Raw genomic sequence first — 25,596 nt, 5'->3', positions numbered from 1 at the left:
TTCCTTGCGCGTGTGCTGTTATTTGTATGCGCGGGATAATGGTGGCCTATTTGGCGTCGTCGCGCAATGCGGTGGAAGGCAACCCTCTCATTCGAAGATCATCTGATTGTGCGTTGCATTCGGCGGAGCATCGCGCGCGCGCCGAGGACGACGAGCAGCGCACGATCGAGCTGTTTGGAATCGATTTGGCCGATGATGCTCCGGACACGATCGTGTCGCAGCGCGATCATCTTGTCTGTCATAATTTGTGAACGAACACGAAGCCCATTCGAAGGCTTTTCTGGGCTTGCTCCACTTCTTGACCACAGCGCGGCGCGAGCGCCGGCGAGCCAGGGCCCATTCTACTTTGCATGGGGTTGTTTTCGCGATTTTGTGTCCAGGCCCATCGGAGAGGCGCGCTGCGCCCGGCACACGAGATCGTTAGTGCTTCGCGAGCAGCCCTCAGCTATCCACCTTCAGCGCGGCAATGAACGCTTCCTGCGGGATGTCGACCTTGCCGAACTGCCGCATCTTCTTCTTGCCTTCCTTCTGCTTCTCCAGAAGCTTGCGCTTGCGCGTGATGTCGCCGCCGTAGCATTTGGCGGTGACGTCCTTGCGCAGCGCGCGGACGGTTTCGCGGGCGATCACCTTGCCACCGATCGCGGCCTGGATCGGGATCTGGAACATGTGCGGCGGGATCAGCTCCTTCATCTTTTCGACCATGGCGCGGCCACGGCCCTCCGCGCGCGTCCGGTGCACCAGCATGGACAGCGCATCGACCGGCTCGCCGTTGACGAGGATCTGCATCTTGACGAGGTCGGCCACCTTGTAGTCGGTCAGATGATAATCGAACGAGGCGTAGCCCTTCGAGACGGATTTTAGCCGGTCGTAGAAATCGAACACGACTTCGTTGAGCGGCAAATCGTATTTCACCATCGCGCGGGAGCCGACGTAAGTTAGCTCCTTCTGCGCGCCGCGGCGGTCCTGGCACAGTTTTAGCACGCTGCCGAGATATTCGTCCGGCGTGAGGATCGTGGCCTCGATCCACGGCTCCTCGATGTCGGCGATCTTGACGACATCGGGCATGTCGACCGGGTTGTGGATCTCGATCTCCTGCCCATCGGTCAGGTGCATCTTGTAGATCACGCTCGGCGCCGTCGCGATCAGGTTGAGATCGAACTCGCGCGACAGCCGCTCCTGGATGATTTCGAGATGCAGCAGCCCGAGGAAGCCGCAGCGGAAACCGAAGCCGAGCGCGGCCGAAGTCTCCATTTCGTAGGAGAAGCTCGCATCGTTGAGCCGCAGCTTGCCCATTGCCGCGCGCAGCGTTTCGAAATCGTTGGCATCGACCGGGAACAGGCCGCAGAACACCACCGGGATTGCCGGCTTGAAGCCGGGCAGCATCTCGGTGATCGGCTTCTTGTCGTCGGTGATGGTATCGCCGACGCGCGTGTCGGCGACTTCCTTGATCGCCGCGGTAATGAAGCCGATCTCGCCGGGGCCGAGCTCGTCGACCTGCTCCATCTTCGGCGTGAAGAACCCGACGCGCTCGACATCATAGGCCGCGTTGGTGCCCATCATGCGGATGCGCTGGCCCTTTTTCATCGTGCCGTCGACGACGCGGATCAGCACGACGACGCCGAGATAGACGTCATACCAGCTATCCACCAATAGCGCCTTCAGCGTCGCGCCGCGGTCGCCCTTCGGCGGCGGCAGGCGAGTCACGATGGCTTCCAGCACGTCGGGAACGCCCAGGCCGGTCTTGGCCGAGATCATCACGGCGTCCGAGGCATCGATGCCGATCACGTCCTCGATCTGTTGCTTGACCTTGTCAGGCTCGGCCGCCGGCAGGTCGACCTTGTTCAGGACCGGCACGATCTCGTGATTGTTGTCGAGCGCCTGATAGACGTTGGCGAGCGTCTGCGCCTCGACGCCCTGGCTGGCATCGACCACCAGGAGAGAGCCTTCGCAGGCCGCCAGCGACCGCGAGACTTCGTAGGCGAAGTCGACATGGCCAGGCGTGTCCATCAGGTTGAAGATGTAATCCTTGCCGTCCTTGGCGCGGTAGTTCAGCCGCACCGTCTGCGCCTTGATGGTGATGCCGCGCTCGCGCTCGATATCCATGGAATCGAGCACCTGTTCCTTGCCCGCCATTTCACGGTCCGACAGCCCGCCCGTCATCTGGATCAGGCGGTCAGCCAGCGTCGATTTGCCATGGTCGATGTGCGCGACAATGGAGAAGTTGCGAATGTTGGAAATGGGCGCAGTTGTCATGGGGCGCGGGATAGCATTCGCGTCCCCGTGCGGCAACCATCTTGCTGTATTTTAAGGGGCTTTCTTCACGCCAAGCTGATTCCACTTGGGCCGAAAACACGCTAGGCAATGGCCATGTCGACTGCATCCATTTCGCCCACGGCCGCGCGCTTGAGGCGCATTCCCTCGATCCGGCGGCTGGCGGCGTGGCTGGCCTCACGCGCCAGTGATCCCAAAGCCAGCCTGTGGCTGGTGACCGGCTTTGCCGTGGTCCACGCCGTGCTGTGGACGCTGATCCTGGTCAGTCTGAAGACCGGGCAGGACGTCCATATGGACGTCGCGGAAGCCTTCGCCTGGGGGCAGAAGTTCCTGCTCGGCTATGGCAAGCACCCGCCGCTGTCGGGATGGGTCGCCGGCATCTGGTTCATGCTGTTTCCGGTCACGGACTGGGCGACCTATGCATTGGCAATGGCGACGCTCGGCTGCTCCCTCGTGATCTGCTGGCTATTGGCGTTGCGCGTGGTCGATCGCCGCCGCGCGTTCTTCGTCGTGGCGATGCTCGCGCTCTATCCGATCTTCAACTTCAAGGGCTTCAAGTACAATCCGGACCTGCTGCAACTCGTCACGCTGCCGCTCGTCGTGCTGGCCTATCTCGACGCGTTCGAGAAACGCAGCCTCAAATCGGGCGTGTGGCTCGGGCTCGCCGGTGCGCTGGCGCTGATGACCAAATACTGGGTGCTGACCATGATCGGCGCCGTCGGCCTTGCCGCGTTGATCCATCCGCAGCGTTTGCAGTTCCTGCGTTCGCCGGCGCCATGGGTCGCGATTGCCACGCTCGTGGTCGTAATGCTCCCGCACTTCATGTGGCTGAAGCAGGTGAACTTCGTCCCGCTCACCTATGCCGGCGATACTTACTCTCTCACCGATCGCGCGATGATCGACGATCTCGCGCTGGGCTATGTCGGGCACAATCTCGCGCTGCTGGCCGCACCGGTGATACTCGGCGCGATCGCGCTGATGTGGCGGCCGTTGCGCCTGATGCCGTTTCCGGCCTTCGCGCGCGGCGCCAACACCGGCGTCAACATTTCGCAGGCGATCAATGTCTGGATCGTCCAGGCGGTCGTGGCGATCGGTCCGCCGCTGGGTGCGCTGATATTCCACGTCTACATCAAGACCGACTGGGGCATCCCGCTGTTCTTCCTGGTGCCGCTCGCGCTGGTCGCGATCCCTGCGGTGCGGATCCGCAAGATCGCGCTGTTGAACCTGACGACGACCTGGCTCGTCATTTCGCTCGTCGTGCTGGCGATATCGCCAAGGATCGTCGCCTACGAACTGGATGAAAAGCGCACCGCAGGCGCGCCCTACCGGGCGCGTTCCGAACTCGCCCGCGAACTGACCGAAGCCTGGCACACGCGGTTTTATTCGCGCTGGCCGGTGGTCGCCGCCTATACCGATACCGGCCAGGCTGTCACCTTCTACAGCCCCGACCATCCGGCGCCGCTGACGCCGGACGAGCCGTGGTCGTCCGGCCTGACCTCGCTCGAGGAGGCGAAGCGATCGGGCTTCATAGGCATCTGCGAGGTCGGCGACTGGAAGCTGGAAAAATGCGAGGCGTGGATGCAGGCCCATGCCGCCAATGCCGAGCGCATGGTGATGACCACGCGGCGATTCTTTCTCGGCAAGGCTGGCCTCGCGACGGCCTGGAACATCTTCATCGTACCGCCGGCCAGATAGAAATCACTCGAAGGGGCAACGCATGGATATCGACCTGACGGATAAAACGGCGCTCGTGACCGGCTCGACCCGCGGCATCGGGCTAGCGACCGCCATCGGGCTTGCGCAAATGGGCGCGGAGGTGATCGTCAACGGCCGCGAGCAGGCGGCGGTCGGCGAGGCCGTGGCGAAAGTTGAACAGGCTGCGCCGTCGGCCAAGGTGCACGCGGCGGCATTCGATCTTGGCCATGCAGCGGGCTGTGCCGCGCTGGTGGCGCAATTTCCCGACGTTGACATTCTCGTCAACAATCTCGGCATCTACGAACCAAAGGGCTTTTTCGAGATCGAGGATTCCGATTGGTCGAGGATGTTCGAAGTCAACGTCATGAGCGGGGTGCGGCTGACGCGGCACTATTTGAAGCGCATGCTTGATAACAAGGACTGGGGTCGCGTCGTGTTCGTCTCCAGCGAATCCGGTGTCTTCGTTCCGAAGGAGATGGTGCATTACGGCTTCTCGAAATCGGCGCAGCTCGTCATCGCGCGCGGCGCGGCGGAAACCACCAAGGGCACCAACGTGACTGTCAACTCGGTGATGCCCGGCCCGACCTGGGTCGAGATGGCGCCGGTTCGCCTGGCCGCGCGCGCGAAAGCTGCGGGCACGACCGTCGACGATCTCGTCTCGCGCACCTTCAGCGAACGCCGCCCGGCGTCGCTCTTGCAGCGTTACGCCGCGCCGGAAGAGATCGCCAATCTGATCTGCTACGTCTGTTCAAAAGCCTCCAGCGCCACCAACGGCGCCGCGCTGCGCGCCGACGGCGGGATTGTGACGAACCCGTTTTGATGGTGTCTCACACGCCTTCTTCGTTGAACTTGTCGGCGACCAGCGCTGCGATCGCATCGACCGCTTGTTGCGCCTCGGGGCCGATCGCGGAGACCGTGACCGAGGTTCCAGGTCCCGCGGCCAGCATCATCAACCCCATGATCGAGGTGCCGCCCACGGTCTCGCTGCCGCGCGTCACCCAGACCTCGGCGTTGAAGCGCTCGACCATCTGGACGAATTTGGCCGAGGCCCGCGCGTGCAGGCCGCGCTTGTTGATGATCTGAAGTTCCCGTGAGATGGCGCCCGCGGGCACGCTCGGCCCGAGTTCCTTGTCGGGCGCGGCCTCGTCGCTCATTTGCCGGCGAGCACGCGGCTGGCGATGGTGACGTATTTGCGGCCGGCTTCCTGCGCCATCGCGATGGCTTCGGGAAGCGAGCGCTCTTCGCGCACCTTGGCAAGCTTGACCAGCATGGGAAGATTGATGCCTGCGAGCACTTCCACCTTGGGGCGGCTCATGCAGGAAATTGCGAGGTTGGAAGGTGTGCCGCCGAACATGTCGGTGAGGATGGCGACACCATCGCCGCTGTCGACGCGATTCACCGCTTCGATGATATCGCTTCGACACAGATCGGAGTCGTCTTCGGCTCCAATCGTGATGGCTTCAATTTGTTTTTGCGGACCCATGACATGTTCGAGCGCCGCCTTGAACTCGTCGGCAAGGCGCCCATGGGTCACAAGCACTAGACCAATCATCGGAAACTCCTCGCGGGTGCTTTTTGGTGCACCGCACGAACGCGCCACTTTGACCATCCAGAGGCCCCGCGCAAGAGGGCATCTTGGCTATTGTTCCGGAATGTGCCGGTAAAGAGTGAGGCCTGCGCCGGTTTATTCGGTGGCGATATTGGGGCTTATATGGTTACCAATCCCCTTCGAACAATCATCCAAAGGTTGGACGGAACCTGAACCGGCGGTTGTTGTCAGAGCTGCTACAATCAGTGGGAGGGGGTCGTAGCCGGTTCCGACGGGGATTCTCGGTAGTAAAACACCATTCAGGCGGATGGAGAGCGCTTCTGGCGGCGGCAGCCGCTCGGCATCGCTGGCCGCAAGATCGGCGACGAGGCCCACCACCGCCTCCCCAACAAAGTCACAATGGCGAATGCCGAGGCCCCGTACCTCGATCAGCCCGGCCAATTCTTGCGCCGGGCGGACCAACAATTGTCCGGCGACTGTGTCGAGATGGACACGGTCATCGCCGACCAAAACGGCCCGCGGAACCTGTCCGGCGCGCCCGGCGAGAATCAGATCGAAGGCCAGCCGCGACTTGCCGGCGCCTGATGGCCCGCGGATCAGCACGGCGCGATCGCCCACCAGCACGGCGGAGGCATGCACGCTCGCGCCCGCCGTCATGGCGTGGGCAGCCTGACCACGAACCGCGCACCCGCCACGCTCGGCTTGCCGTCGGCGCCGGCCGGGCCGTGGCGGTTTTCCGCCCAGATCCGCCCATTGTGCGCTTCGATAATCTGCTTGGAGATCGATAGGCCGAGACCTGAGTTCTGGCCAAAGCCCTGATGGGGACGGTCGGTGTAGAAGCGCTCGAAGATGCGTTCCAGCGCATCCTCGCCGATGCCCGGTCCGTCGTCATCGACGATGATTTCGATCTCCGAGCGCGCGCGGCGGCAGGTGACGCGCACCTTCCCGCCGGGGGTGGAGAAGGATTGTGCATTGGACAGCAGGTTGGAGATCACCTGTCCGAGCCGGGAATCGTGGCCCGGGACCGAGAACGTATCGGTGGCGCCGCGGCCGTCGAAGCGCGCTTCGACCGCGACGTCGTGGCCGAGCCGGGTTTCGTTGGCGACCGAGGTCAGCGTCGTCAGCAGCCGGCGCAGATCGACCGGGGCCATGTCCTGGCGCTGCAATTCGGCATCGAGGCGGCTCGCATCTGAAATATCCGAGATCAGCCGGTCGAGCCGCTTGACGTCGTGCTCGATCACCTCGAGCAGGCGCGCGCGGCTGGTGTCGTTGCGTGCCAAAGGCAGCGTTTCCACCGCCGAGCGCAGCGAGGTCAGCGGATTCTTCAATTCATGGGCGACGTCGGCGGCGAACATCTCGATCGCCTCGATGCGGCTGTAGAGCGCGTTCGTCATGTCGCGCAGCGCGCCGGACAGATGGCCGATCTCGTCGCGGCGGCGGGTGAAATCGGGAATCTCGACGCGAGTCTGGATGCGCCGGCGGACACGCTCGGCGCCGTCGGCCAGCCGCCGCACCGGACCCGCGATCGTGCTCGCGAGCAAGAGCGACAGCACGATCATGACCGCGGAGGCCACGCCGCCGACCTTCAGGATCGCCAGCCGCTCGGCGGTCACCATCTGGTCGATGTCGTCGCCTTGCGTCGAGAGCATCAGCGCACCGTGTACGGCACGGAAGCGCTGCACGGGGACGGCGACCGAGACGATCACCTCGCCGCGGTCGTTGACGCGCACCATGCTGCTCTTGACGCCGTCGAGCGCCTGCACGATTTCCTGATAGCCCTTGCCGTTCTCCGGGCCCAGTTCGCGATAGAGCGGCAGGTCGCCGCGATTGAGCCAGGTGCGGGTCGCGATCAGCGCGCGTTCGACGAAGCCCGGCTTCTCCGTGGAAGGTGGCGGCAGTTCGAATCGCAATACGTCGCCGCGGCCATAGAGACTGCGGCTGTCGAGGATCATGCCGCCGTCGCCGCCATAGATGCGGGCGCGCGTCTTGGTCGGTGAGATCAGCCGCCGCAGCACCGGCGCGACCCGCTCCGGATTGATCGGAAAATCCAGCCCGGAAGATTCGTCCGGCGCGCCGTAGCTTTCGCCGGGCTTGAGATCGAGCAGCCGGTCCGGATCGATCGTGATGGTGTTGGTTTCGACGGTGGCGGAGGCGGCAATCGCGCCGGCGATGATTTCGGCCTGCACCAGAAGGCTCTGCGCCCGCGCATCGATCAGGCCGGCACGGAATTGCGAGAGATAAAGAATGCTCGCCACCAGCGCGACGAGGCCTGCCAGATTGAGCGAGACGATCCGGCGCGTGAGGCTGGAGAAGGAAAGCGCGAAGAAGAACTGCCCGGCCCGGCGCAACCAGCCGAGCGGTCGTCGCCAGCCCTTCTCGCCCGCATCATCCTCGGCAACGCGTTCCCGATCGAGGAGCTCCAAAGCATCCTCGTGGTTCAGGTTGGGATCGGGCTGCGTTCGATCTAGCAATGGCTGAACTGCCGGTTGTGATGCGCCGATTTCTAGCTCTACGCCTTTACGCCGAACGGGCGGACGTGTCAGTTAACACTTCCGCCCGAAAACGCAGATCAGGCTTCCTTGAAGCGATAGCCGACGCCATACAGCGTCTCGATCATCTCGAAATCGTCGTCGACCACCTTGAACTTCTTGCGCAGCCGCTTGATGTGGCTGTCGATGGTGCGGTCGTCGACATAGACCTGGTCGTCATAGGCCGCATCCATCAGCGCGTTGCGGCTCTTCACCACACCGGGCCGCGTGGCCAGCGCCTGCAGGATCAAGAACTCCGTCACCGTCAGCGTCACCGGCTCGTTCTTCCAGGTGCAAGTGTGACGCTCCGGGTCCATCCGCAACAGGCCGCGGTCCAGCGCGCGTGCATCCGGCTCCTTCGGAACGGCGGTCGGATCCTTGGGCTGGCCGCGGCGAAGCACGGCCTTGACCCGCTCGACCAAGAGGCGCTGCGAGAACGGCTTGCGGATGAAATCGTCGGCGCCCATCTTGAGGCCGAACAATTCGTCGATCTCTTCGTCTTTGGACGTTAAGAAGATCACCGGCAGATCGGACTTCTGCCGCAACCGGCGTAGCGTTTCCATGCCGTCCATGCGCGGCATCTTGATATCGAGGATCGCAAGGTCCGGCGGCGAGGTACGGAAGCCGTCCAGCGCCGAGGCACCATCCGTATAGGTCATGATGCGATAGCCTTCGGCTTCGAGCGCGATCGATACGGAAGTGAGAATGTTGCGGTCATCATCGACCAGGGCGATTGTGGGCATGAGCCTCTGCTTTCGAATAAGAGAGTGGCTTAAACGGCGGGCACTTGAGCCAGACGCCGCATAAATGGGCTTCGTACACAGTCAACGAGCAATGCAAGCTGGGCTGAAGTGTGACCGAGTTCCGCAAAACGCTCCCCCAAGGAGACGCGCGGCCCCCATATAGCACCCTGACCCGCTGAGAAAAGGCCCTTTTTGCAATAAGATGGCCGGAAAGGAACCATGCAGCCGACCGCAGATTTTGATGCTTCCAAACTGGCCCGATCGCTGCTTAGGCGTAGCCGGCAGGGCGCATTGGCCACGCTTATGCCCGAAAGTGGCGATCCCTATTGCTCGCGGGTGAACGTCGCTAGCCATGCCGATGCGTCGCCGATTCTGCTGCTTTCGCGGCTGGCGCTGCATACAAAAAACATCCTCAACGATGGCAGGGTATCGCTGATGCTGGACGAACGTGCCGCCGGCGATCCGCTGGAGGGCGCACGAATCATGCTTGCAGGAGGGGCCGAGGAGGCCCAAGGGGAAGCTGCGAAAATCCTGCGCCGGCGCTATCTTAACGCTCATCCATCGGCTGAAGCGTTTGTAGATTTCAAGGACTTCTCGTTCTTTCGGATCGTCCCATCAGGCCTGCATCTGGTCGCGGGTTTCGGCCGCATCATCGACCTCAGGCCCGAGCAGTTCATGACCGAGATCGACGATGCCGCCGATTTGCAGGAAGCCGAGCAAAACGCTGTCGAGCATATGAATGAGGATCACCGCGAGGCGATGAACCTCTACGCGACCAAACTGCTGGGCGCCGAGTCCGCGGACTGGCGCTGCACCGGTTGCGACCCCGACGGCATGGACATGCAGGCCGGCTCCGCGACGCTGCGGCTCGATTTCCCGGCACGGGTCACCAGCGCCATGGCGTTGCGCAAGATGCTCGTGCGGCTGGCGGGCGAGGCGCGGGGCAAGGGCTAACAAGAGTTAACGCTTGCCATCACGGAGCAACTACGCCGCACCGTCGAATTCATCGCCGATGACAGTAAGAAGATTCAGGCGCTGCTGCCGTAAATCGAAGCGATGGTGCAGTTCGCGGTCACGGGCGGAAAGCTTCGTCATGAAAACACGCTCCGCACGCTGAAATGTTCTGATGGTGCGACGCAGCAATTGCCGGCCGATCCAGTCAACGGCGGATGGTCGCGCAACCAAGAGGGCAAACCAGCGCAAAGCAGTGCAGCAAGCGATTGATACAAATCAACCTTCCGCGCTGGAATAAACCAAATCGCGTGGATCGGCTTGGCAAGCACGGCGTTCATCAATATAGGTCGCCGGACCGAGGCCGGCAGGCTATAATTCAGGGTCACCGCGACAGAGCGCGTCAAGCGACATGCGCGCGATTCGAGTAACGCGGGTTCGAGGAGGACTTTCTTCGTGCAAGAGACGGGTCTACGCAACGGTGCCTTCGGCGCCGACAAATTCGGCTTAAAAAATCTCAAGACGGTGCACTGGAATCTCGGCGCGCCGCAGCTTTATCAACATTCACTCACGGCCGGCGAGGCCGTGTTGTCGGCCGACGGCGCGCTCTGCGCGGACACCGGTGAATTCACCGGCCGCAGTCCCAAGGACAAGTTCACGGTGCGTGATGCGACCACCGACAAGAACATGTGGTGGGCCGGTAACCAGTCGATCACCTCGGAGCAGTTTGCTGCGCTCTATGCCGACTTCCTCAAGCATGCCGAAGGCATGACGCTGTATGCGCAGGATCTTTACGGCGGTGCCGATCCGAGCTTCCAGATCAAGACGCGCGTGTTCACCGAACTTGCCTGGCACTCGCTGTTCATCCGCACGCTCTTGATCCGCCCCGAGGCTCAAGCGCTGAAGGATTTCGTGCCTGAACTCACCATCATCGACCTGCCGAGCTTCCGCGCCGACCCCAAACGTCACGGCGTGCGCTCGGAGAACGTCGTCGCCATCGACTTCGCCCGCAAGATCGTCCTGATCGGCGGGTCTTATTATGCCGGCGAGATGAAGAAGTCGGTCTTCACCACGCTGAACTATTATCTGCCCGCCAAGGGCGTGCTGCCGATGCACTGCTCGGCCAATGTCGGACCCAAGGGCGACACCGCGATCTTCTTCGGCCTGTCCGGTACTGGAAAGACCACGCTGTCGGCCGATCCCAACCGCACGCTGATCGGCGACGACGAGCATGGCTGGGGCAGCGACGGCGTCTTCAACTTCGAAGGCGGCTGCTACGCCAAGTGCATCAAGCTGTCGAAGGAAGCCGAGCCGCAGATCTTCGCCGCCAGCAGCCGCTTCGGCGCCGTGCTCGAGAACGTGGTGCTCGACGAGAGCACCCGCGTACCTGACTTCGACGACGGCTCGAAGACCGAAAACACCCGTTCGGCCTACCCGCTCGATTTCATCCCGAACGCTTCGCGTACCGGCCGCGCCGGCCAGCCGAAAAACGTCGTGATGCTGGCCGCCGACGCGTTCGGCGTATTGCCTCCGATTGCAAAACTCTCGCCGGCGCAGGCGATGTATCATTTCCTGTCCGGCTATACCGCCAAGGTCGCCGGCACCGAGCGCGGTCTCGGCAATGAGCCGCAGCCGGAATTCTCCACCTGCTTCGGCTCGCCGTTCCTGCCGCTCGATCCGTCCGTCTACGGCAATATGCTGCGCGAACTGATCGCCAGGCACAACGTCGATTGCTGGCTGGTCAACACCGGCTGGACCGGCGGCAAATACGGCACCGGCAGCCGGATGCCGATCAAGGTGACGCGCGCGCTGCTGACCGCAGCGCTGGACGGTTCGTTGCGCAACGTCGAATTCCGAACCGACAAGTATTTCGGTTTTGCGGTGCCGACCGCGCTGCCGGGCGTGCCCAGCGAGATCCTCAATCCGGTCAACACCTGGAAGGACAAGGCCGAGTTCGACAAGACTGCGCGCGCACTGGTCGGCATGTTCCAGAAGAACTTTGCCAAGTTCGAAGCCCAGGTCGACGCCGAAATTCGCGCCGCCGCGCCGGATTTGAAACTCGCGGCGGAGTAAGGCTCAAACGCAGGCAACTGCTCCAAAGGGCGGCTTCATGGGCCGCCCTTTTTGCTTTTCCGACGAATTTGGCTGTTGTCCGGAAAGACCGCGTTGCTGGGCGTGCGGCGATCGGTGATCTGCAGGCCGAACAGGCTACTGATCAATTCGACCGCGACGCGCGCGGTGCGGCCGCGTTCGTCCAGGAACGGGTTGAGCTCGACGACGTCGACTGATCGCACCAGACCGGAATCGTGCAGCAGCTCCATGATGAGATGCGCTTCGCGATAGGTCGCGCCACCCGGTACCGTGGTGCCGACGCCGGGGGCGACCGCAGGATCGAGAAAATCGACGTCGAAGCTCAAATGCAGCACCCCGTTGCTCGCCCTGACGCGCTCGATCACGCGCCGGATCAGGACGGCGACGCCGAACTCGTCGATGGCGCGCATGTCGGCGATCGCGACGCGGCGGTCGAACACCAGCTTTTTCTCCAGCGGATCGATCGAGCGGATGCCGAACAGATCGAGCCGCTCGGGACCGATCGAGGCGCGGGGCACGTCGCCGAGCAGGCCCTCGAGGCCGTCTTCGCCGCAGAGAAAGGCCGCCGACATGCCGTGCATGTTGCCGGTCTCGGTCGTCTGCGGCGTGTTGTAATCGGCATGTGCATCGAGCCACAGCACGAACAACGGCCGGCCCTGTTCCTGCCAGTGCCGTGCGACGCCGTTCACCGATCCCATCGAGAGCGAGTGATCGCCGCCCATGAAGATCGGAACGGCGCCGGATCGCGCGAGCAAATACGAACGCTCGCTGAGCGCGCGGATCCAGGTTTTGATCACGTCGTAATATTTGGCGTTCGCCGGCGGCGGGCCCTCGGCGGGAGCAATGGCCGGCGTCAGCATATCGCCATGGTCTTCGACGACAAAACCAAGTTGATCGAGGATGCGGCCGATGCCTGCGGTGCGCAGCGCCGCCGGTCCCATCAGCGTGCCGGCCTGCGAGGCGCCGATCTCGAGGGGGACACCGAGCAGGGCGATGCGGGGAGCGTTGGCGTCGGACATGCAGGCAGCCTCGATCAAACTGTAGCGTGGGCAAAGCGAAGCGTGCCCACCATTCAATGCAATGATTGAATCGATGGTTGGCACGGCGCAAGTGCGCCTTTGCCCCTACAAGAGAGGTAAGGGCCCAATGTTCCGCTTAGGCCTTGAAATACGCGATTTGCGTCGTGGTCGCGAGCAGGCGGCCGGAGGGTGACCACAGCTCGCCGTTCTGATCGCCGTAACTCCGGTGGAATATCTTGGCGTCGGCCACCGCCAATATGTGCGTGATGTCCTCGGCCGCGAGATCGTCCGACGCGGTATGGAAGTACGTCGTCAGTGACACCGTGCCGAACGGGACCAGTTCCCGCCGCGCCAGAAATACTCGTCCGAAGAACGCATCCGACATCGACATCAGCGACAGCAAGTCAATCTTCCGCGGCGTGCGGTCGCCGATCCACTGTTTAGAGAACGCATCGAGCGGTGCCGTGGCAGGCGATCCGTACAAACTCGGCTCACCCTCGACGAAGCGGAAATCATACTGGTGCGTCCAGGTCATCGGCGTGTTCGGAAACGAACGCGCCTGCTCGAACGGCGTGGCGCCCGGAAATCTTGCCTGCTGGTGCGACCAGGACGGACGGCGCTCGGCGAACACGGCGGTTGCCAGCGTCGCAACATCGCCGCCGCCTTGCGTCATCTCCACGCACCAATGCTGGCTCGAACGGTTGGCCTTGACCAGGCGCACGTCGAGATCGAAGCCGCCTTCGGCGACCGGCGCGCAGAAATTCACCGTGACCGACAACGGATCGCCTGCGCGCTGCGGATGCTCCATCAGCGCGCGCAGGATGGTGGCGGCTGTGCAGCCGCCGAACGGGCCGACAAAGGCCCAGTAATCCGGGCTGGTCTTGCCTTGCCAGCAACTGTCACCGGCGGTGACTCGCGTCGCATCATCGAAGAGGTGTGGGGCTTTTGTCAGCATGGATACTTTCGATTTTCAAAGGCGACAGCCTTGCCGCAAGTGCCGTCATTGCGAGCGGAGCGAAGCAATCCATCGCGCCGCAAGCGGAGGAATGGATTGCTTCGTCGCTTGCGCTCCTCGCAATGACGTGGACGTAGTATCGCGACTATCCGGTCGAATTCAATGACGTCTGAGGTAATGGTTCCCGTGCCCCGGGATTTACCGCGTCGCCCCGCGCTGCGCGCTTGTTTCCGGCACGGCCGACGTCGCGCGCACCGGCACGTTCCAGATATCCTCGGCATATTCGCGGATGGTGCGGTCGGAGGAGAACCACGGCATCCGCGCCACGTTGAGGATCGAGGCGCGGGTCCAGGCCGGCACCACCTGCCAGCGCGCGTCGATGCCGCGCTGCGCCGTGTAATAGGAATCGAAATCGGCCGAGACCATGTAGTGGTCGAGATAGCGCAGCGCGTGGCTGATCGAGGCGAAACGGGCGCGATCGTCAGGCGAGAACGCGCCGCTCTCGATTGCCGTAATGGCCCGCGCCAGCCGCGGCGAGCGGCTGATCACATCGGTCGCATCCAGGCCCTGCTTGCGCCGGATCATGACGTCGCCGGCCTCCATGCCGAAGATTGCGATATTCTCCGCGCCGACATGGTCGCGGATTTCGATATTGGCGCCGTCGAGCGTGCCGATCGTCAGTGCGCCGTTCAGCGCCAGCTTCATGTTACCGGTACCGGAGGCTTCCATGCCGGCGGTCGAAATCTGTTCGGATAGATCGGCGGCCGGAATGATCACTTCGGCGAGGCTGACATTGTAGTCGGCCAGAAAGACGACCTTCAGCCTTCCTGCGACGTCAGCGTCGTTGTTGACGACTTCGGCGACATCGTTGATCAGCTTGATGATCAGCTTGGCGTAGCGATAGCTCGCCGCCGCCTTGCCGGCGAAGATTTTTACGCGCGGCACCCAGTCGCGCTGCGGCTCGTCCTTGATCGCCTGGTACAGCGCAATGGTCTCGACGACATTGAGCAATTGCCGCTTGTATTCGTGGATGCGCTTGATCTGGATGTCGAACAATGCCGACGGATCGATCTTGACGCCAAGGCGCTCGTTGATGAGCCGCGCCAGCGCCACCTTGTTGTGATGCTTGACCTCGCGAAAGCGCTGCTGGAACGCGTTGTCGCTGGCGTGGGCCTCGAGGCGCTCGAACAGCGAGAAGTCGTCGAGCACGGCCTCGCCGCAGACCTCGCGCATAAGCCCGGTGAGCTTCGGATTGGCCAGCATCAGCCAACGGCGGAAGGTGATGCCGTTGGTCTTGTTGGTGATGCGGCCGGGATAGAGATGATTGAGATCGTGGAACACGGTCTCCTTCATCAGGTCGGAGTGCATCGCCGACACGCCGTTGATGCGGTGCGAGCCGACGAAGGCGAGCTGCCCCATCCGCACCCGGCGGCCGGACTTCTCATCGATCAGCGACACCGACGCGCGATATTCGATGTCGCCGGGGCAGCGCTGATCGGCCAGCGCCAGATGCGCAGCGTTGATGCGGTAGATGATTTCGAGATGCCGCGGCAGCAGCCGCTCGAACAGTTCGACCGGCCATGTCTCCAGCGCTTCCGGCAGCAGCGTGTGATTGGTGTAGGAAAATGTGGCCACCGTGATCTTCCACGCCTCGTCCCAGCGGAAATTGTGCAGATCGACCAGGATGCGCATCAGCTCGGTGACGGCGAGGCTCGGATGGGTGTCGTTGAGCTGCACCGCGACCTTCATTGCCAAATTGCGCAACTGCCCGTCCGAGGCGAGGTGCCGCTTGACCAGGTCCTGCAGCGAGGCCGAGACGAAGAAATATTCCTGCCGTAGCCGCAGTTCGCGCCCCGCGGGGCTCTCGTCGTTCGGGTAGAGGAATTTGCAGATCGATTCCGCGCGCGCTTCCTCGGCGACGGCGCCGAGGTAGTCGCCGGTGTTGAAGACGTCGAGCCGCAAGGGATCGGGCGAGCGCGCCGACCATAGCCGCAGCGCGTTGACGTGCTGGCCGCGCCAGCCCACGATCGGCGTGTCATAGGCGACGGCCTGCACGGTTTCCGCCGGCCGCCACGTCGCGCGGTCGCGCCCGTGGTCGTCGACGTGATCGACATAGCCGCCGAAATGAACGTGATAGACCACCTCTGCCCGCAGGAATTCCCAGGGGTTGCCGAAGCTCAGCCATTCGTCCGGATATTCCTGCTGCCAGCCTTGCGAAATGATCTGGCGGAACAGGCCGAAATCGTAGCGGATGCCGTAGCCGATAGCGGGAACGGCCAGCGTCGCCATGCTTTCCATGAAGCATGCCGCCAGCCGTCCGAGACCGCCATTGCCGAGCGCGGCATCCGGCTCGCATTTGCGCAAATCATCCAGGTCGACGCCGAGATCGCCAAGCGCCGCCTCGAACACCGGCAAGAGGCCCATATTGTTCAGCGCGTCGGTGAATAGCCGGCCGATCAGGAATTCGAGCGAGAGGTAGTAGACCCGTTTGCTGCCCGTGTCGTAGCTCTCCTTTTCGGCCGTCAGCCAGCTGTGCACGATGCGGTCGCGCAGCGCCAGCGCCGCGGCCTTGTACCAGTCGCGACGCGTCGCCATGCCGGCGTCCTTGCCGATCGCAAGGCGCAGCTTGGCGAGGATGGCGCCCTTGATCTCGGCGAGCGCGAGCTCGTCGACCGGCTGGCCAAGTGCCGGATAGTTCCCTGCGATTTGTTCCTGCAACACGTCGATCCCTGCATTGAGACTCACAACATAGGCGTCTTGTCCGATAATCGAAACGCCGGAGAACGCCGGAGTATGTTGTGCACTGCGCTGGTATGAATTTATGCAAGGACCGGGCCGATTTCGCGGCACCGGCGGCCGGCTTTTGGTGTTATAATTCCATACCAAAGTACAGGGATCGCTGGGCTTGGTGGGTAGATGCCGATTGGGGTTCAAGGAATCGCGTGCCAGCAGAACGGGGAGGGCCTGTCATGAGATTGACGATCGAGATCGCTGCCGCCGCGTTGTTGATGGTCTGCATCAGCGCCACCAGCGCCGCCTTTGCCGCGGGCAAGACCGGCAGAAGTGCGGACGGCGTAAGCTGCTCGTTCAGCGTCGCAAAGGGCGCTTCACCAGAAGCGCGTTGTGCCGCGATCAAGCGGCAGTGCGGCGGAAAATTCTACGCCAATTATTGCGGCGACAAGCTGTTGTCGGCGATGTGAAGGATTGAGTTGCGGATGGTTCATACCATCGCGCGATCCCAAGGTTCTCGCGTCGGCCACTTCCAGCAACAGCGTCCGGATCTGGCTGGCTCGCGCCCCGTCCATGATTCTCGATTCCGCGGCAACCGGATAGGCGAAATTTCGGCACGAAGCTGGAACAAATTAAGAACACTTTAGCAAGTCTTTGATATATCATTGTGATTCGGCGCGATGCCGACACAACATCTATGGTCTATCAGTCTCTGCGAGGACGACATGTCCACCATCGCTTTCGATCAGTTCGCTCTCACCCGCATCGCCGATTTCGCGCGCTCATTGTCGCGTCTGCATCAGGCCTCGCGTCGCCAGCTCGTCGACGACGACGCGATCGACCGCGAATTCAACGCGGTCTGCATGTCGGTGTGGGGCTACACCACGGACGATTTCAGCGACGAACTGTTTTCGATCGAGGATCACGCCTTTCTCGATTCGCTGGATGAGGCGCAGGCGCGGATTTTTGCAGCCCAAGCAGGCTACGATCTCGTCGACGACCAGGGCATGCTGACGGACTGGTGGGGCTATTGCTGGATGATTCTCGCCGAGAAGCGCGGCCTGCTGACGCCGGAAAACCGCGCCGCGGCGCGTGCGGCGATCGAAGAAAAATATCTGTCGGCGCCGAACGTGATCGGCGTCATCGTCGGGCGGTAGTGCTGGCGTCAGCTATGTGAATGCTGCGAGGCCGGCGCCCACGCTACTTTGCATGGGGTTGTTTTCGCAATTTTGAGTTTGGGCCCTGCGGTGTACTGCGGGTGCCCTATCGCCCTTCCGCCCGCTTCGCCGCTTTCGGCGCGGCCGTCTTCGGGATCGAGGCGGTCGGCAGTTCGTCGTCGCGCCGTGCTTCGGGCAGCGGCGCGGTGCCGGCGACCATCTCGGCGCTGACTGGCGCGACCTTCATTTCGCCGAGCCGGGCGCGGACATCCGCCGTGAGGCCGGGATAGGAGGCGACCGGCGTGAACTCCGCCGTGTGGTCGGCGCCCAGGCGCACGCCGGTATAGGCCACCAGGCCGTCGGTGGTGGCGACGACATCGCCGGAGCGCAGCGAGGTATCGAGCGTGAGATCGACCGGCGCAAGCCCGGACGGGCTTCGGCCGTTGCAGGTGCAGTCGGCGCTCAGCGCCTTGCGATAGGCGTAGGCGTTCTCGCTGTCGGCATAGCGCTCGCCGTTACTGGCGGTCGCGTGATCGATGTTGCTGCCGTAAAACACCTTGGTGACGCTGGCCGGGCAGAACGCCTGGCAGGTCTGCACCGGCGAGGCGGTGCCGCGCATGGTCAGCGGAAAATATTTGCCGTCGCAGCTTCGGACGCAAAACGCTGGGCCGGAGCCGGCCACGCGCGGGGCCGGGGCGGGCGCTGATGGCTGCTGATTGAGGCCGAACGGATCGGCGAAGAAATTGGCTTGCGGTGACGCTTGCCGCGTCTGCTGCTTCTGCGCGCCGCCGAACAGGAAATCGAACAGGCCTTCGGCGGAAACGCTGCCGGGCGCGAGCAGGAGAGCGCCCGAAAGGATCGCTGCGGCAACAAACCTCGCGCGGCGCCGCATGCGCGAAAAAGCCAACTCTGTACGCAACGCCAACTCCACCCAACGCAACAAACGCGCTGAAGCGCGACGGCTTCAGTTCGGGTAACCTTAACGGCGGATGGTAAATGAGTGATGAGCGGGGGTGGGGAAGACCTATTCACCCCTTCAAAAATTCACCCGCCTTGTACAGCGAACGAAACTCAAGCCCTGCCTCGGCAAAGGCTTCGGTCGCGCCTTCCTCGCGGTCTACCATCGTAAGCACGAGCACGACCTCGCCGCCGGCTTCGCGCACGGCCTCGACCGCCTTCAACGCCGAGCCGCCTGTGGTGGTGACGTCCTCCACGATCACGATACGCTTGCCCTGCAAGGTCTCGCCCTTGGCCAGCCCCTCGACCGCGAGGCGGGCGCCATGTTCCTTCGGCTTCTTGCGCACGAAGAAGGCGGCGATCGGGTGGCCCTTGATCCAGGAGAGCTGCGCGATCGCGCCCGCCAGTGGGACCGCGCCCATCTCCAGCCCGCCGACGAAATCGAGATTGTCGTCCTTCAGCGCCTCATAGGTCAGTTCCGCCAACAGTGCCGCACCTTCGGGGTCGAGCATGGTCGGCTTGAGGTTGAAGTAGAAGTCGCTCTTGCGGCCCGAGGCCAACGTGATCTCGCCGCGGCCGAACGAGCGCTTGCGGATGATCTCGGCGAGGCGGGCGCGGGAGGCTGATTTGGACAAGACGGTTTCCCCGAAGGTTTCAGGCGGGCGCAATCTATCGGCGCTGCTGGGCAGATTCTAGCGCCGATCCGACGCCGTCAACAGGGCACAATGTCGTCTCGGCCATCGGGTCGGCGCACCGCGCAGCCCGATGACAGGCTCCAGCGGATGACCCCGTATTCCGCAGCGGCGGTTGTAACGCCCTGAAGTTCCGGGGTACTGGATACCCCGCTTGTCGCCTTCGCTAAAGCTCCGGCGGACCCATTATCGCAAACCCCGGCGGAGCCTTGGCGGAGACGGGTCGCGGGGATGACAAAAAATGACGATCGAACTGCACACCTGGAACACGCCGAACGGCCGCAAGATCTCGGTTGCGCTGGAGGAAATGGGGCTGCCCTACAAGGTGATCCCGGTGAACATCACCAAGGGCGAGCAGATGGCGCCTGCCTTTCTCAAGCTCAGCCCGAACAACAAGATCCCGGCGATCGTCGATCCCGACGGTCCCGGCGGTAAGCCGGTCGGCATCTTCGAATCCGGTGCGATCCTGCTTTATCTCGGCGAGAAGACCGGCAAGTTCCTGCCCAAGCCGCTGGCCGAGCGTATCCCGGTCTATGAGTGGCTGATGTGGCAGATGGGCGGCTTTGGTCCGATGCCCGGGCAGGTGCATCATTTCATCGCGCTGGAGAACGAAACCGACCGCGCCTACGGCCTCAAACGCTTCATGGCCGAAACCCGCCGGCTCTACGGCGTCCTCGACCGCAGGCTCGAGGGCCGGGAGTTCGTCGCCGATGCCTTGTCGGTCGCCGACTTCGCCATCCTGGGCTGGGCCTGGCGCCATCCGCGTCACAAGGTGGAGCTGAAGGATTTTCCGAACGTCGAGCGCTGGTACAACGCGATGATGGCCCGCCCGGCGACCAAGCGCGGCATGGAAGCCAAGCTGGATTGATACGCGCTGTCCCGACCTACCATTGTCGTCGCCCGGCCTTGTGCGCAATTGCGTACAAGGCCGGGCGATGACGGCCGGAGCTCACGCCTTTTTCGCCTCGAACGCCATCTTCACCGCAAGCCCGGCCAGCACCGTTCCCATCAGCCAGCGCTGCAGCAACAGCCACGTCGGACGCGAGCCGAGAAACATTGCGATCGATCCGGCGGCAAGTGCGATCACTGCGTTGACGCTGACGCTGATCACGATCTGGATCGCGCCGAGCGCCAGCGACTGCGTCAGCACGCTTCCCACCGTAGGGTCGATGAACTGCGGCAGCAGCGCCAGATACAGCATCGCGATCTTCGGATTAAGCAGATTGGTGACGAAGCCCATCGCAAACAATTTGCGCGGGCCGTCGACTTGCAGCTTCTTCACCTGAAACGGCGAACGCCCGTTCGGCTTCAGCGCCTGCCACGCCAGCCACAGCAGATAGGCAGCGCCGGCAAACCGCAACGCGTCGTAAGCATAGGGCACTGCGAACAACAGCGCCGTGATCCCGAACGCCGCGCACAGCATGTAAAACACAAACCCGAGCGCGACGCCGCCCAGCGACACGATCCCGGCCGCCGGCCCTTGCGTGATCGAGCGCGAGATCAGGTAGATCATGTTCGGCCCCGGCGTCAGCACCATGCCGAGCGAGACCAGGGCGAAACCGAGCAGGGTAGGGAGATGAGGCATGGGGGGACCCGCGGCGAGGAATGCGCACGTTTCTAACGTGCGAGCCGCGGCGATGTCATTTCGTATATTGCTCCGAGGACATTTCTATGGAGCTGCATCGGCGGTGCGCTCCCTCTCCCGCGTGCGGGGAGGGCTGGGGTGGGGGTGTCGCCGCATAAGAGATGTCAGAGTTCGCGGAGAGAACCCCCACCCGCCGCGCTCACGCGCGTCGACCTAAGAGCGAGCTTCGCTCGTCTCGACCCCGCAAGCGGGAGAGGTAAGAATCAATGCGCCTCATCCCAGTTATTCGCCGCCCGAGCATCCACCTGCAGCGGCACAGACAGCGCCCCCGCCGGGAACGGCGCGTCCTGCATGACGTGCTGCACGACCGGCAGCGTCGCCGCCACTTCGTCGTCCGGCACCTCGAAGATCAGCTCGTCATGCACCTGCAACAGCATCTGCGCCGACAGCTTTTTCTCCGCCAGCGCGTCCTCCATGCGGATCATGGCGCGGCGGATGATGTCGGCGGCGGTGCCTTGCAGGCGCGCGTTGATTGCGGCGCGCTCGTTGAAGGAGCGGACCGAGGCGTTGGAGGCCTTTATGTCGGGGTAGTGCATCTTCCGGCCAAATAGCGTCGTGACGTAGCCGTTGGTGCGGCAGAAATCCCGCGTCTCGTCCATGTAAGCGCGGATGCCCGGGAAGCGCTCAAAATACTTCTTGATGTAGGCGGAGGCTTCCTCGCGGGCAATGCCGAGCTGGTTGGCAAGGCCGAATGCCGAGATGCCATAGATGATGCCGAAATTGATCGCCTTCGCGCGCCGCCGCACTTCGCCCGGCATGTCCTTGATCGGCACGCCGAACATTTCGGACGCCGTCATGGCGTGAATGTCGAGCCCGTCGCGGAACGCCTGCTTCAAAACGGGGATGTCCGCAATTTCGGCCAACAGCCGCAATTCGATCTGCGAATAGTCCGCCGACACCAGCTTGTGCCCGGGCGTCGCGATGAAGGCGCGGCGGATCTTGCGGCCGTCCTCGGTGCGAACCGGAATGTTCTGCAGGTTTGGTTCGTTGGATGACAGCCGCCCCGTGGTGGTCGCGGCCAGCGCGTAGGTCGTGTGCACGCGGTGGGTCTGCGGGTGCACGTAATTCGGCAGCGCGTCGGTATAGGTCGATTTCAGTTTCGAGACCTGCCGCCACTCCAGAATTTTCTTCGGGAATTCATGACCCTGCTCGGCGAGTTCGTCGAGAATCTGCGCCGACGTCGACCACGCCCCGGTCTTGGTCTTGGTGCCGCCGGGGATGCCCATCTTGCCGAAGATGATGTCGCCGATCTGTTTGGGGCTGCCGACATTGATCGGCTCGCCGGCGATCTCCTGCAACTCGGCCTCGACGCGCGCCGCGGTCTGGGCGAAATCGCCCGACAACCGCGACAGCACCTGGCGGTCAATCGAAATGCCGCGCCGCTCCATCCGCGCCAGCACGGTGACCAGCGGCCGCTCCAGGGTCTCGTAGACCGTCATCATGTGCTCCGCGGCAAGCCGCGGTTTGAGCACGCGATGCAGCCGCAGGATCACGTCGGCGCTTTCGGCTGAATAGACGACCGCCTTGTCGATCGCGACCTGGTCGAAGGTCAGCTTGTTCTTGCCGTTGCCGATTAGCTCGCTTTCGCTCGTGACGGCATGGCCAAACCAACGTTCGGCGAGCGACCCCAGCGCATGTGAATTGCGTCCGGCGTCGAGCGCGTACGACATCAATTGCGCGTCGTCGACGTTGCCCAGGGTGACGCCGTGCTGCGCCAGCATCACGGCGCTGAACTTGATGTCGAAGCCGATCTTGAGAATGCCCGGCGATTCCAACAGCGGCTGCAGCGCCGCCAGCGCCTCGGCGGCCGTGATCTGGTCCGGCGCGAGGCCGGCGTCAAACAAGCCTGCGCCGCCGCCGGATTGCTTGTGCGTGAGTGGAATATAGCAGGCGTCGTTTGGCGCCAGCGCCAGCGCGATGCCGCAGATGTCGGCCTGCATTGGATCGTCCGAGCTCGCCTTGGCGACGATCGCAAACGTGCCGGCGTCATAGGCCCGCGCAACCCAGGCATTGAGCTCATCGAACGTGCGGATGGTCTGGTACTTGGTCCGATCGACCGGCAGTTTTCGCACGGCCTCCGCGCGGGCTGCCGCCAGCGAAATCGGCGTCCCCTTGTGGCTCGCCGCCTTGTCTTGCTTGTCGCCGCCGGTCTTGCCCGGTGCGGTGGCAGCCTTGCCTGCGGGCGGGCTATCCAACGTCGCGCCTTCATAGCCCTCCGGCTTCTTGCCCGATGGCGGCACCGCGAACACACTGGCGCCGCTCTTGTTGCCTGCATCCGGCTCGATATCGGCGGGATCGATCTGCGAATATTCGGCGACACGGCGGGTAAGGGTGGAGAATTCCATCGCCTTGAGGAAGGCGATCAGCTTGCGCGCATCCGGCTCGTGCACGGCAAGGTCATCGAGCGGCACTTCGAGATCGACCTTGTCGTCGAGCAGCACCAATTGCCGCGAGATCCGCGCCTTCTCGGCGTTCTCGAGCAGTGCCTCGCGCCGTTTCGGCTGTTTGATCTCGCCGGCCCGGAACAGCAATTGTTCGAGGTCGCCATATTCGATGATCAGTTGCGCGGCGGTCTTGACGCCAATGCCGGGCACGCCGGGAACGTTGTCGGTGGAATCGCCGGCCAGCGCTTGCACCTCGACGACTTTCTCAGGCGGTACGCCGAATTTCTCGATCACCTCAGGGATGCCGATGCGGCGGTCCTTCATGGTGTCGTACATGGTGACGCAATCGGTCACGAGCTGCATCAGGTCCTTGTCCGAGGACACGATGGTGGCGGTGGCGCCGCGCTCGCAGGCGATGCGGACATAGGTCGCGATCAGATCATCGGCCTCGAAGCCGACCTGTTCCAGGCACGGCAGATCGAACGCCCGCACCGCCTCGCGGATCAGCGCGAATTGCGGGATCAGATCGTCCGGCGCCGCTGTCCGGTGCGCCTTGTAATCGGGATAGAGCTTGTTGCGGAACGTGATTTCCGACTTGTCGAACACGACCGCCAGATGCGTCGGCCGGTTATCCTCGGGCATCTCGCGCAACAGCTTCCACAGCATGTTGCAGAAGCCGAGCACGGCATTGACCTGCAGCCCGTCGGATTTGCGGTTCAGCGGCGGCAGCGCGTGGTAGGCGCGGAAAATGTAGCCGGAACCGTCGACCAGGAAGACATGGTCGCCCTTGGCAGGGGCTTTGGCGGGCGCCTTGGCAGGCGCTTTGGCGGGAGCGGGTTTCGCGGCTTTGGGGGCTGATTTCGGCATGGCCGAAATTTAGGGATTTTTGCGCGGATTGACAGCCTTGACGGGCGGTAATTTGGGATTGCCGCACAGCCAATTTTCGTTGTCCCTGCGCACGCAGGGACCCATAATCCCGGAGAGTAGTTTTGTACTGGGCCGGGGCGATAGCCGATGTAACCGCGGGGAGCGGTGGTTATGGGGCCTGCGTGCGCAGGGGACGACGATAGAGATTACTCCGCCGGCTGCAGCGCCGGTGCGGTTTTTTTCGGCACGATCCAGAACGCGGCCGGGCGCTCGAACAGGAAGTTCGCCCGCAGCGCCAGTGCCAGGCGCCAGATCACCACCGCTCCGGCGACGCCTGCAACCGTCACGATCAGCGAGACCATCCCGATATCAGCGATCAGGCCGGTCTTCAAAAGCAGCGTTCGGGTCACCGCCATCGGTAGGAAGAAGGCGAGATAGATGACGATGGAATGCTCGCCGCAATAGCGCAGGAAATTCAGCCACTGCATGCGCGCCAGCAGCGTGCCCATGACGATGATGGCGCCGGCGCCCGCAAAGCCGAGCGCCAGTGAAACGAGCGGCCATTCGTCAAAGCCGGATACGACCAGCGCGCCGTTGACGAGCGTCCACAACGCGACGCCCACGAGTGCGAGGGCCGGGCGCGCCCGCGCGCGGTCCGACAACGCGAACACGTAGTTGGCGAACAGGTAGCCGGAATAGAAATAGACGAAACGCCCGCAGAATTCGTCGATCACGGTCCAGCCGGTCGTGATATGCGCCATCTCGAGCGCCGCGGCCGCGAGCCAGATCGCGAGCGGCGGGACGCCACGCAACAATTTTGTGACAACGAAGAATACCGGCAACAAATAAATGAACCACAGCGTGCCGAACGGCTCGATGAAGGATTCCAGATACATGAATCCGACATGCCGCCAACCCGATTCAGCGGCGAAGCCAGGAGCCTTGAAGCCGAACTGGATCGTCACCCACAGCACATAGAAATAAGCGAAGTGCAGGACCTTGCGGTCGAGATAGGTGCGCCAGTCACGGTCGATGACAACGGCAAGAAACAGGCCCGAAATCAGGAAGAAATCCGGCATCCGGAACGGTTTTGCGAACATCACGAACGCATGCATGAAGCCGCTCTGGCCGGCCGCCGCTTCGACCCCCAGCACCGAATGCATCATCACCACCATGATGATGCAGATGCCCTTGGCGTAGTCCACCCAGTCGATGCGGGTGGAGCGTTCCGTGACGGCGGATGTACCGTTTGAAGTCATCGGTGTCCCTTTTCGGCGCGAGGCGGCCGCATCTTCGGCCCGATCCGTTGCTTTCTTCTTTATCCATACAAAGCACATGCCGGGATCGGGCGCTTTTTCCGGT

General features: G+C 63.1%; 23 protein-coding genes. 8 read left to right on the top strand and 15 right to left on the bottom strand.

The window, feature by feature from the left end; all coding sequences use genetic code 11:
• The first annotated feature begins 38 nt into the window (after positions 1 to 38).
• The gene (locus V1278_RS36180; protein WP_334383976.1) at positions 39 to 251 is read left to right on the top strand and encodes a hypothetical protein; all 213 of its coding nucleotides are present in this window, start codon (positions 39 to 41) and stop codon (positions 249 to 251) included.
• A 190-nt stretch (positions 252 to 441) separates the two neighbouring features.
• Here V1278_RS36180 and lepA read toward each other — a convergent pair whose 3' ends face one another.
• Positions 442 to 2,253, bottom strand: coding sequence for a translation elongation factor 4 (gene lepA, locus V1278_RS36175; protein WP_334366218.1), 1,812 nt, complete (start codon positions 2,251 to 2,253; stop codon positions 442 to 444).
• 114 nt (positions 2,254 to 2,367) lie between these two features.
• On the opposite strand from lepA, the gene V1278_RS36170 reads away from it, so the two are divergent.
• Both V1278_RS36170 and V1278_RS36165 read left to right on the top strand, forming a co-directional pair.
• A complete protein-coding gene (locus tag V1278_RS36170; RefSeq protein WP_334383975.1) occupies positions 2,368 to 3,966 on the top strand; it encodes a glycosyltransferase family 39 protein in 1,599 nt (532 codons plus the stop codon).
• A 22-nt stretch (positions 3,967 to 3,988) separates the two neighbouring features.
• A complete protein-coding gene (locus V1278_RS36165; RefSeq protein ID WP_334383974.1) occupies positions 3,989 to 4,786 on the top strand; it encodes an SDR family NAD(P)-dependent oxidoreductase in 798 nt (265 codons plus the stop codon).
• Between the two features lie 7 nt (positions 4,787 to 4,793).
• Here V1278_RS36165 and V1278_RS36160 read toward each other — a convergent pair whose 3' ends face one another.
• From V1278_RS36160 to V1278_RS36140, 5 genes are all read right to left on the bottom strand, one after another.
• Positions 4,794 to 5,120 carry an HPr family phosphocarrier protein gene (locus tag V1278_RS36160; protein ID WP_065746723.1) on the bottom strand — a complete coding sequence of 109 codons (327 nt, stop codon included), beginning with the start codon at positions 5,118 to 5,120 and terminating at the stop codon, positions 4,794 to 4,796.
• A complete protein-coding gene (locus V1278_RS36155; RefSeq protein WP_247838581.1) occupies positions 5,117 to 5,518 on the bottom strand; it encodes a PTS sugar transporter subunit IIA in 402 nt (133 codons plus the stop codon). Before V1278_RS36155 ends, V1278_RS36160 begins: the two co-directional genes overlap by 4 nt.
• A gap of 132 nt (positions 5,519 to 5,650) precedes the next feature.
• A complete protein-coding gene (locus V1278_RS36150) occupies positions 5,651 to 6,172 on the bottom strand; it encodes an HPr kinase/phosphorylase (RefSeq protein WP_334383973.1) in 522 nt (173 codons plus the stop codon).
• The gene (locus tag V1278_RS36145; protein WP_334383972.1) at positions 6,169 to 7,986 is read right to left on the bottom strand and encodes a sensor histidine kinase; all 1,818 of its coding nucleotides are present in this window, start codon (positions 7,984 to 7,986) and stop codon (positions 6,169 to 6,171) included. Before V1278_RS36145 ends, V1278_RS36150 begins: the two co-directional genes overlap by 4 nt.
• A gap of 98 nt (positions 7,987 to 8,084) precedes the next feature.
• Entirely contained in the window at positions 8,085 to 8,786 is a 702-nt protein-coding gene (locus tag V1278_RS36140; RefSeq protein WP_027541437.1) for a response regulator transcription factor, read from the bottom strand.
• A 219-nt stretch (positions 8,787 to 9,005) separates the two neighbouring features.
• On the opposite strand from V1278_RS36140, the gene V1278_RS36135 reads away from it, so the two are divergent.
• Positions 9,006 to 9,740, top strand: coding sequence for a HugZ family pyridoxamine 5'-phosphate oxidase (locus V1278_RS36135; protein ID WP_334383971.1), 735 nt, complete (start codon positions 9,006 to 9,008; stop codon positions 9,738 to 9,740).
• A 137-nt stretch (positions 9,741 to 9,877) separates the two neighbouring features.
• Here the strand turns inward: V1278_RS36135 and V1278_RS36130 are convergent, their stop codons facing one another.
• Positions 9,878 to 10,078, bottom strand: a complete 201-nt coding sequence (locus V1278_RS36130) for a hypothetical protein (RefSeq protein WP_334383970.1) — start codon at positions 10,076 to 10,078, stop codon at positions 9,878 to 9,880.
• A 115-nt stretch (positions 10,079 to 10,193) separates the two neighbouring features.
• Here V1278_RS36130 and V1278_RS36125 point away from each other — a divergent pair, with 115 nt between their 5' ends.
• Complete coding sequence (locus V1278_RS36125) at positions 10,194 to 11,810, top strand: phosphoenolpyruvate carboxykinase (protein ID WP_334383969.1); 1,617 nt, start codon at positions 10,194 to 10,196, stop codon at positions 11,808 to 11,810.
• Positions 11,811 to 11,845: 35 nt separating this feature from the next.
• Here V1278_RS36125 and rocF read toward each other — a convergent pair whose 3' ends face one another.
• The 3 genes from rocF to V1278_RS36110 form a co-directional block, all read right to left on the bottom strand.
• Positions 11,846 to 12,847 carry an arginase gene (rocF, locus tag V1278_RS36120; protein WP_334366226.1) on the bottom strand — a complete coding sequence of 334 codons (1,002 nt, stop codon included), beginning with the start codon at positions 12,845 to 12,847 and terminating at the stop codon, positions 11,846 to 11,848.
• Positions 12,848 to 12,983: 136 nt separating this feature from the next.
• Positions 12,984 to 13,802, bottom strand: a complete 819-nt coding sequence (locus tag V1278_RS36115; protein ID WP_334383968.1) for an acyl-CoA thioesterase — start codon at positions 13,800 to 13,802, stop codon at positions 12,984 to 12,986.
• A gap of 198 nt (positions 13,803 to 14,000) precedes the next feature.
• Positions 14,001 to 16,529 carry a glycogen/starch/alpha-glucan phosphorylase gene (locus V1278_RS36110; protein ID WP_442893795.1) on the bottom strand — a complete coding sequence of 843 codons (2,529 nt, stop codon included), beginning with the start codon at positions 16,527 to 16,529 and terminating at the stop codon, positions 14,001 to 14,003.
• 242 nt (positions 16,530 to 16,771) lie between these two features.
• Here V1278_RS36110 and V1278_RS36105 point away from each other — a divergent pair, with 242 nt between their 5' ends.
• Positions 16,772 to 17,002, top strand: coding sequence for a hypothetical protein (locus V1278_RS36105; protein WP_334366228.1), 231 nt, complete (start codon positions 16,772 to 16,774; stop codon positions 17,000 to 17,002).
• 255 nt (positions 17,003 to 17,257) lie between these two features.
• Positions 17,258 to 17,689, top strand: a complete 432-nt coding sequence (locus V1278_RS36100) for a hypothetical protein (protein WP_334366229.1) — start codon at positions 17,258 to 17,260, stop codon at positions 17,687 to 17,689.
• 106 nt (positions 17,690 to 17,795) lie between these two features.
• Here V1278_RS36100 and V1278_RS36095 read toward each other — a convergent pair whose 3' ends face one another.
• Positions 17,796 to 18,608, bottom strand: coding sequence for a DUF2865 domain-containing protein (locus V1278_RS36095; protein ID WP_442893703.1), 813 nt, complete (start codon positions 18,606 to 18,608; stop codon positions 17,796 to 17,798).
• A 109-nt stretch (positions 18,609 to 18,717) separates the two neighbouring features.
• Complete coding sequence (pyrE, locus tag V1278_RS36090) at positions 18,718 to 19,281, bottom strand: orotate phosphoribosyltransferase (RefSeq protein WP_334366230.1); 564 nt, start codon at positions 19,279 to 19,281, stop codon at positions 18,718 to 18,720.
• Between the two features lie 298 nt (positions 19,282 to 19,579).
• Here pyrE and V1278_RS36085 point away from each other — a divergent pair, with 298 nt between their 5' ends.
• Positions 19,580 to 20,206, top strand: coding sequence for a glutathione S-transferase family protein (locus V1278_RS36085; protein WP_065743862.1), 627 nt, complete (start codon positions 19,580 to 19,582; stop codon positions 20,204 to 20,206).
• An 81-nt stretch (positions 20,207 to 20,287) separates the two neighbouring features.
• On the opposite strand, the gene V1278_RS36080 is transcribed toward V1278_RS36085, so the two are convergent.
• The 3 genes from V1278_RS36080 to V1278_RS36070 form a co-directional block, all read right to left on the bottom strand.
• Complete coding sequence (locus tag V1278_RS36080; protein WP_334383967.1) at positions 20,288 to 20,923, bottom strand: LysE family translocator; 636 nt, start codon at positions 20,921 to 20,923, stop codon at positions 20,288 to 20,290.
• A 263-nt stretch (positions 20,924 to 21,186) separates the two neighbouring features.
• A complete protein-coding gene (polA, locus tag V1278_RS36075) occupies positions 21,187 to 24,234 on the bottom strand; it encodes a DNA polymerase I (protein WP_334383966.1) in 3,048 nt (1,015 codons plus the stop codon).
• 206 nt (positions 24,235 to 24,440) lie between these two features.
• On the bottom strand, positions 24,441 to 25,493 hold the full coding sequence (locus tag V1278_RS36070) for an acyltransferase family protein (RefSeq protein ID WP_334383965.1): 1,053 nt from the start codon (positions 25,491 to 25,493) through the stop codon (positions 24,441 to 24,443).
• Between the last annotated feature and the right edge of the window lie 103 nt (positions 25,494 to 25,596).

The organism is Bradyrhizobium sp. AZCC 1577 (assembly GCF_036924575.1).
Classification (GTDB): Bacteria; Pseudomonadota; Alphaproteobacteria; order Rhizobiales; family Xanthobacteraceae; genus Bradyrhizobium.
The sequence above is the reverse complement of the archived record's forward strand: the minus strand, read 5'-3'. Positions and strand labels throughout refer to the sequence as shown.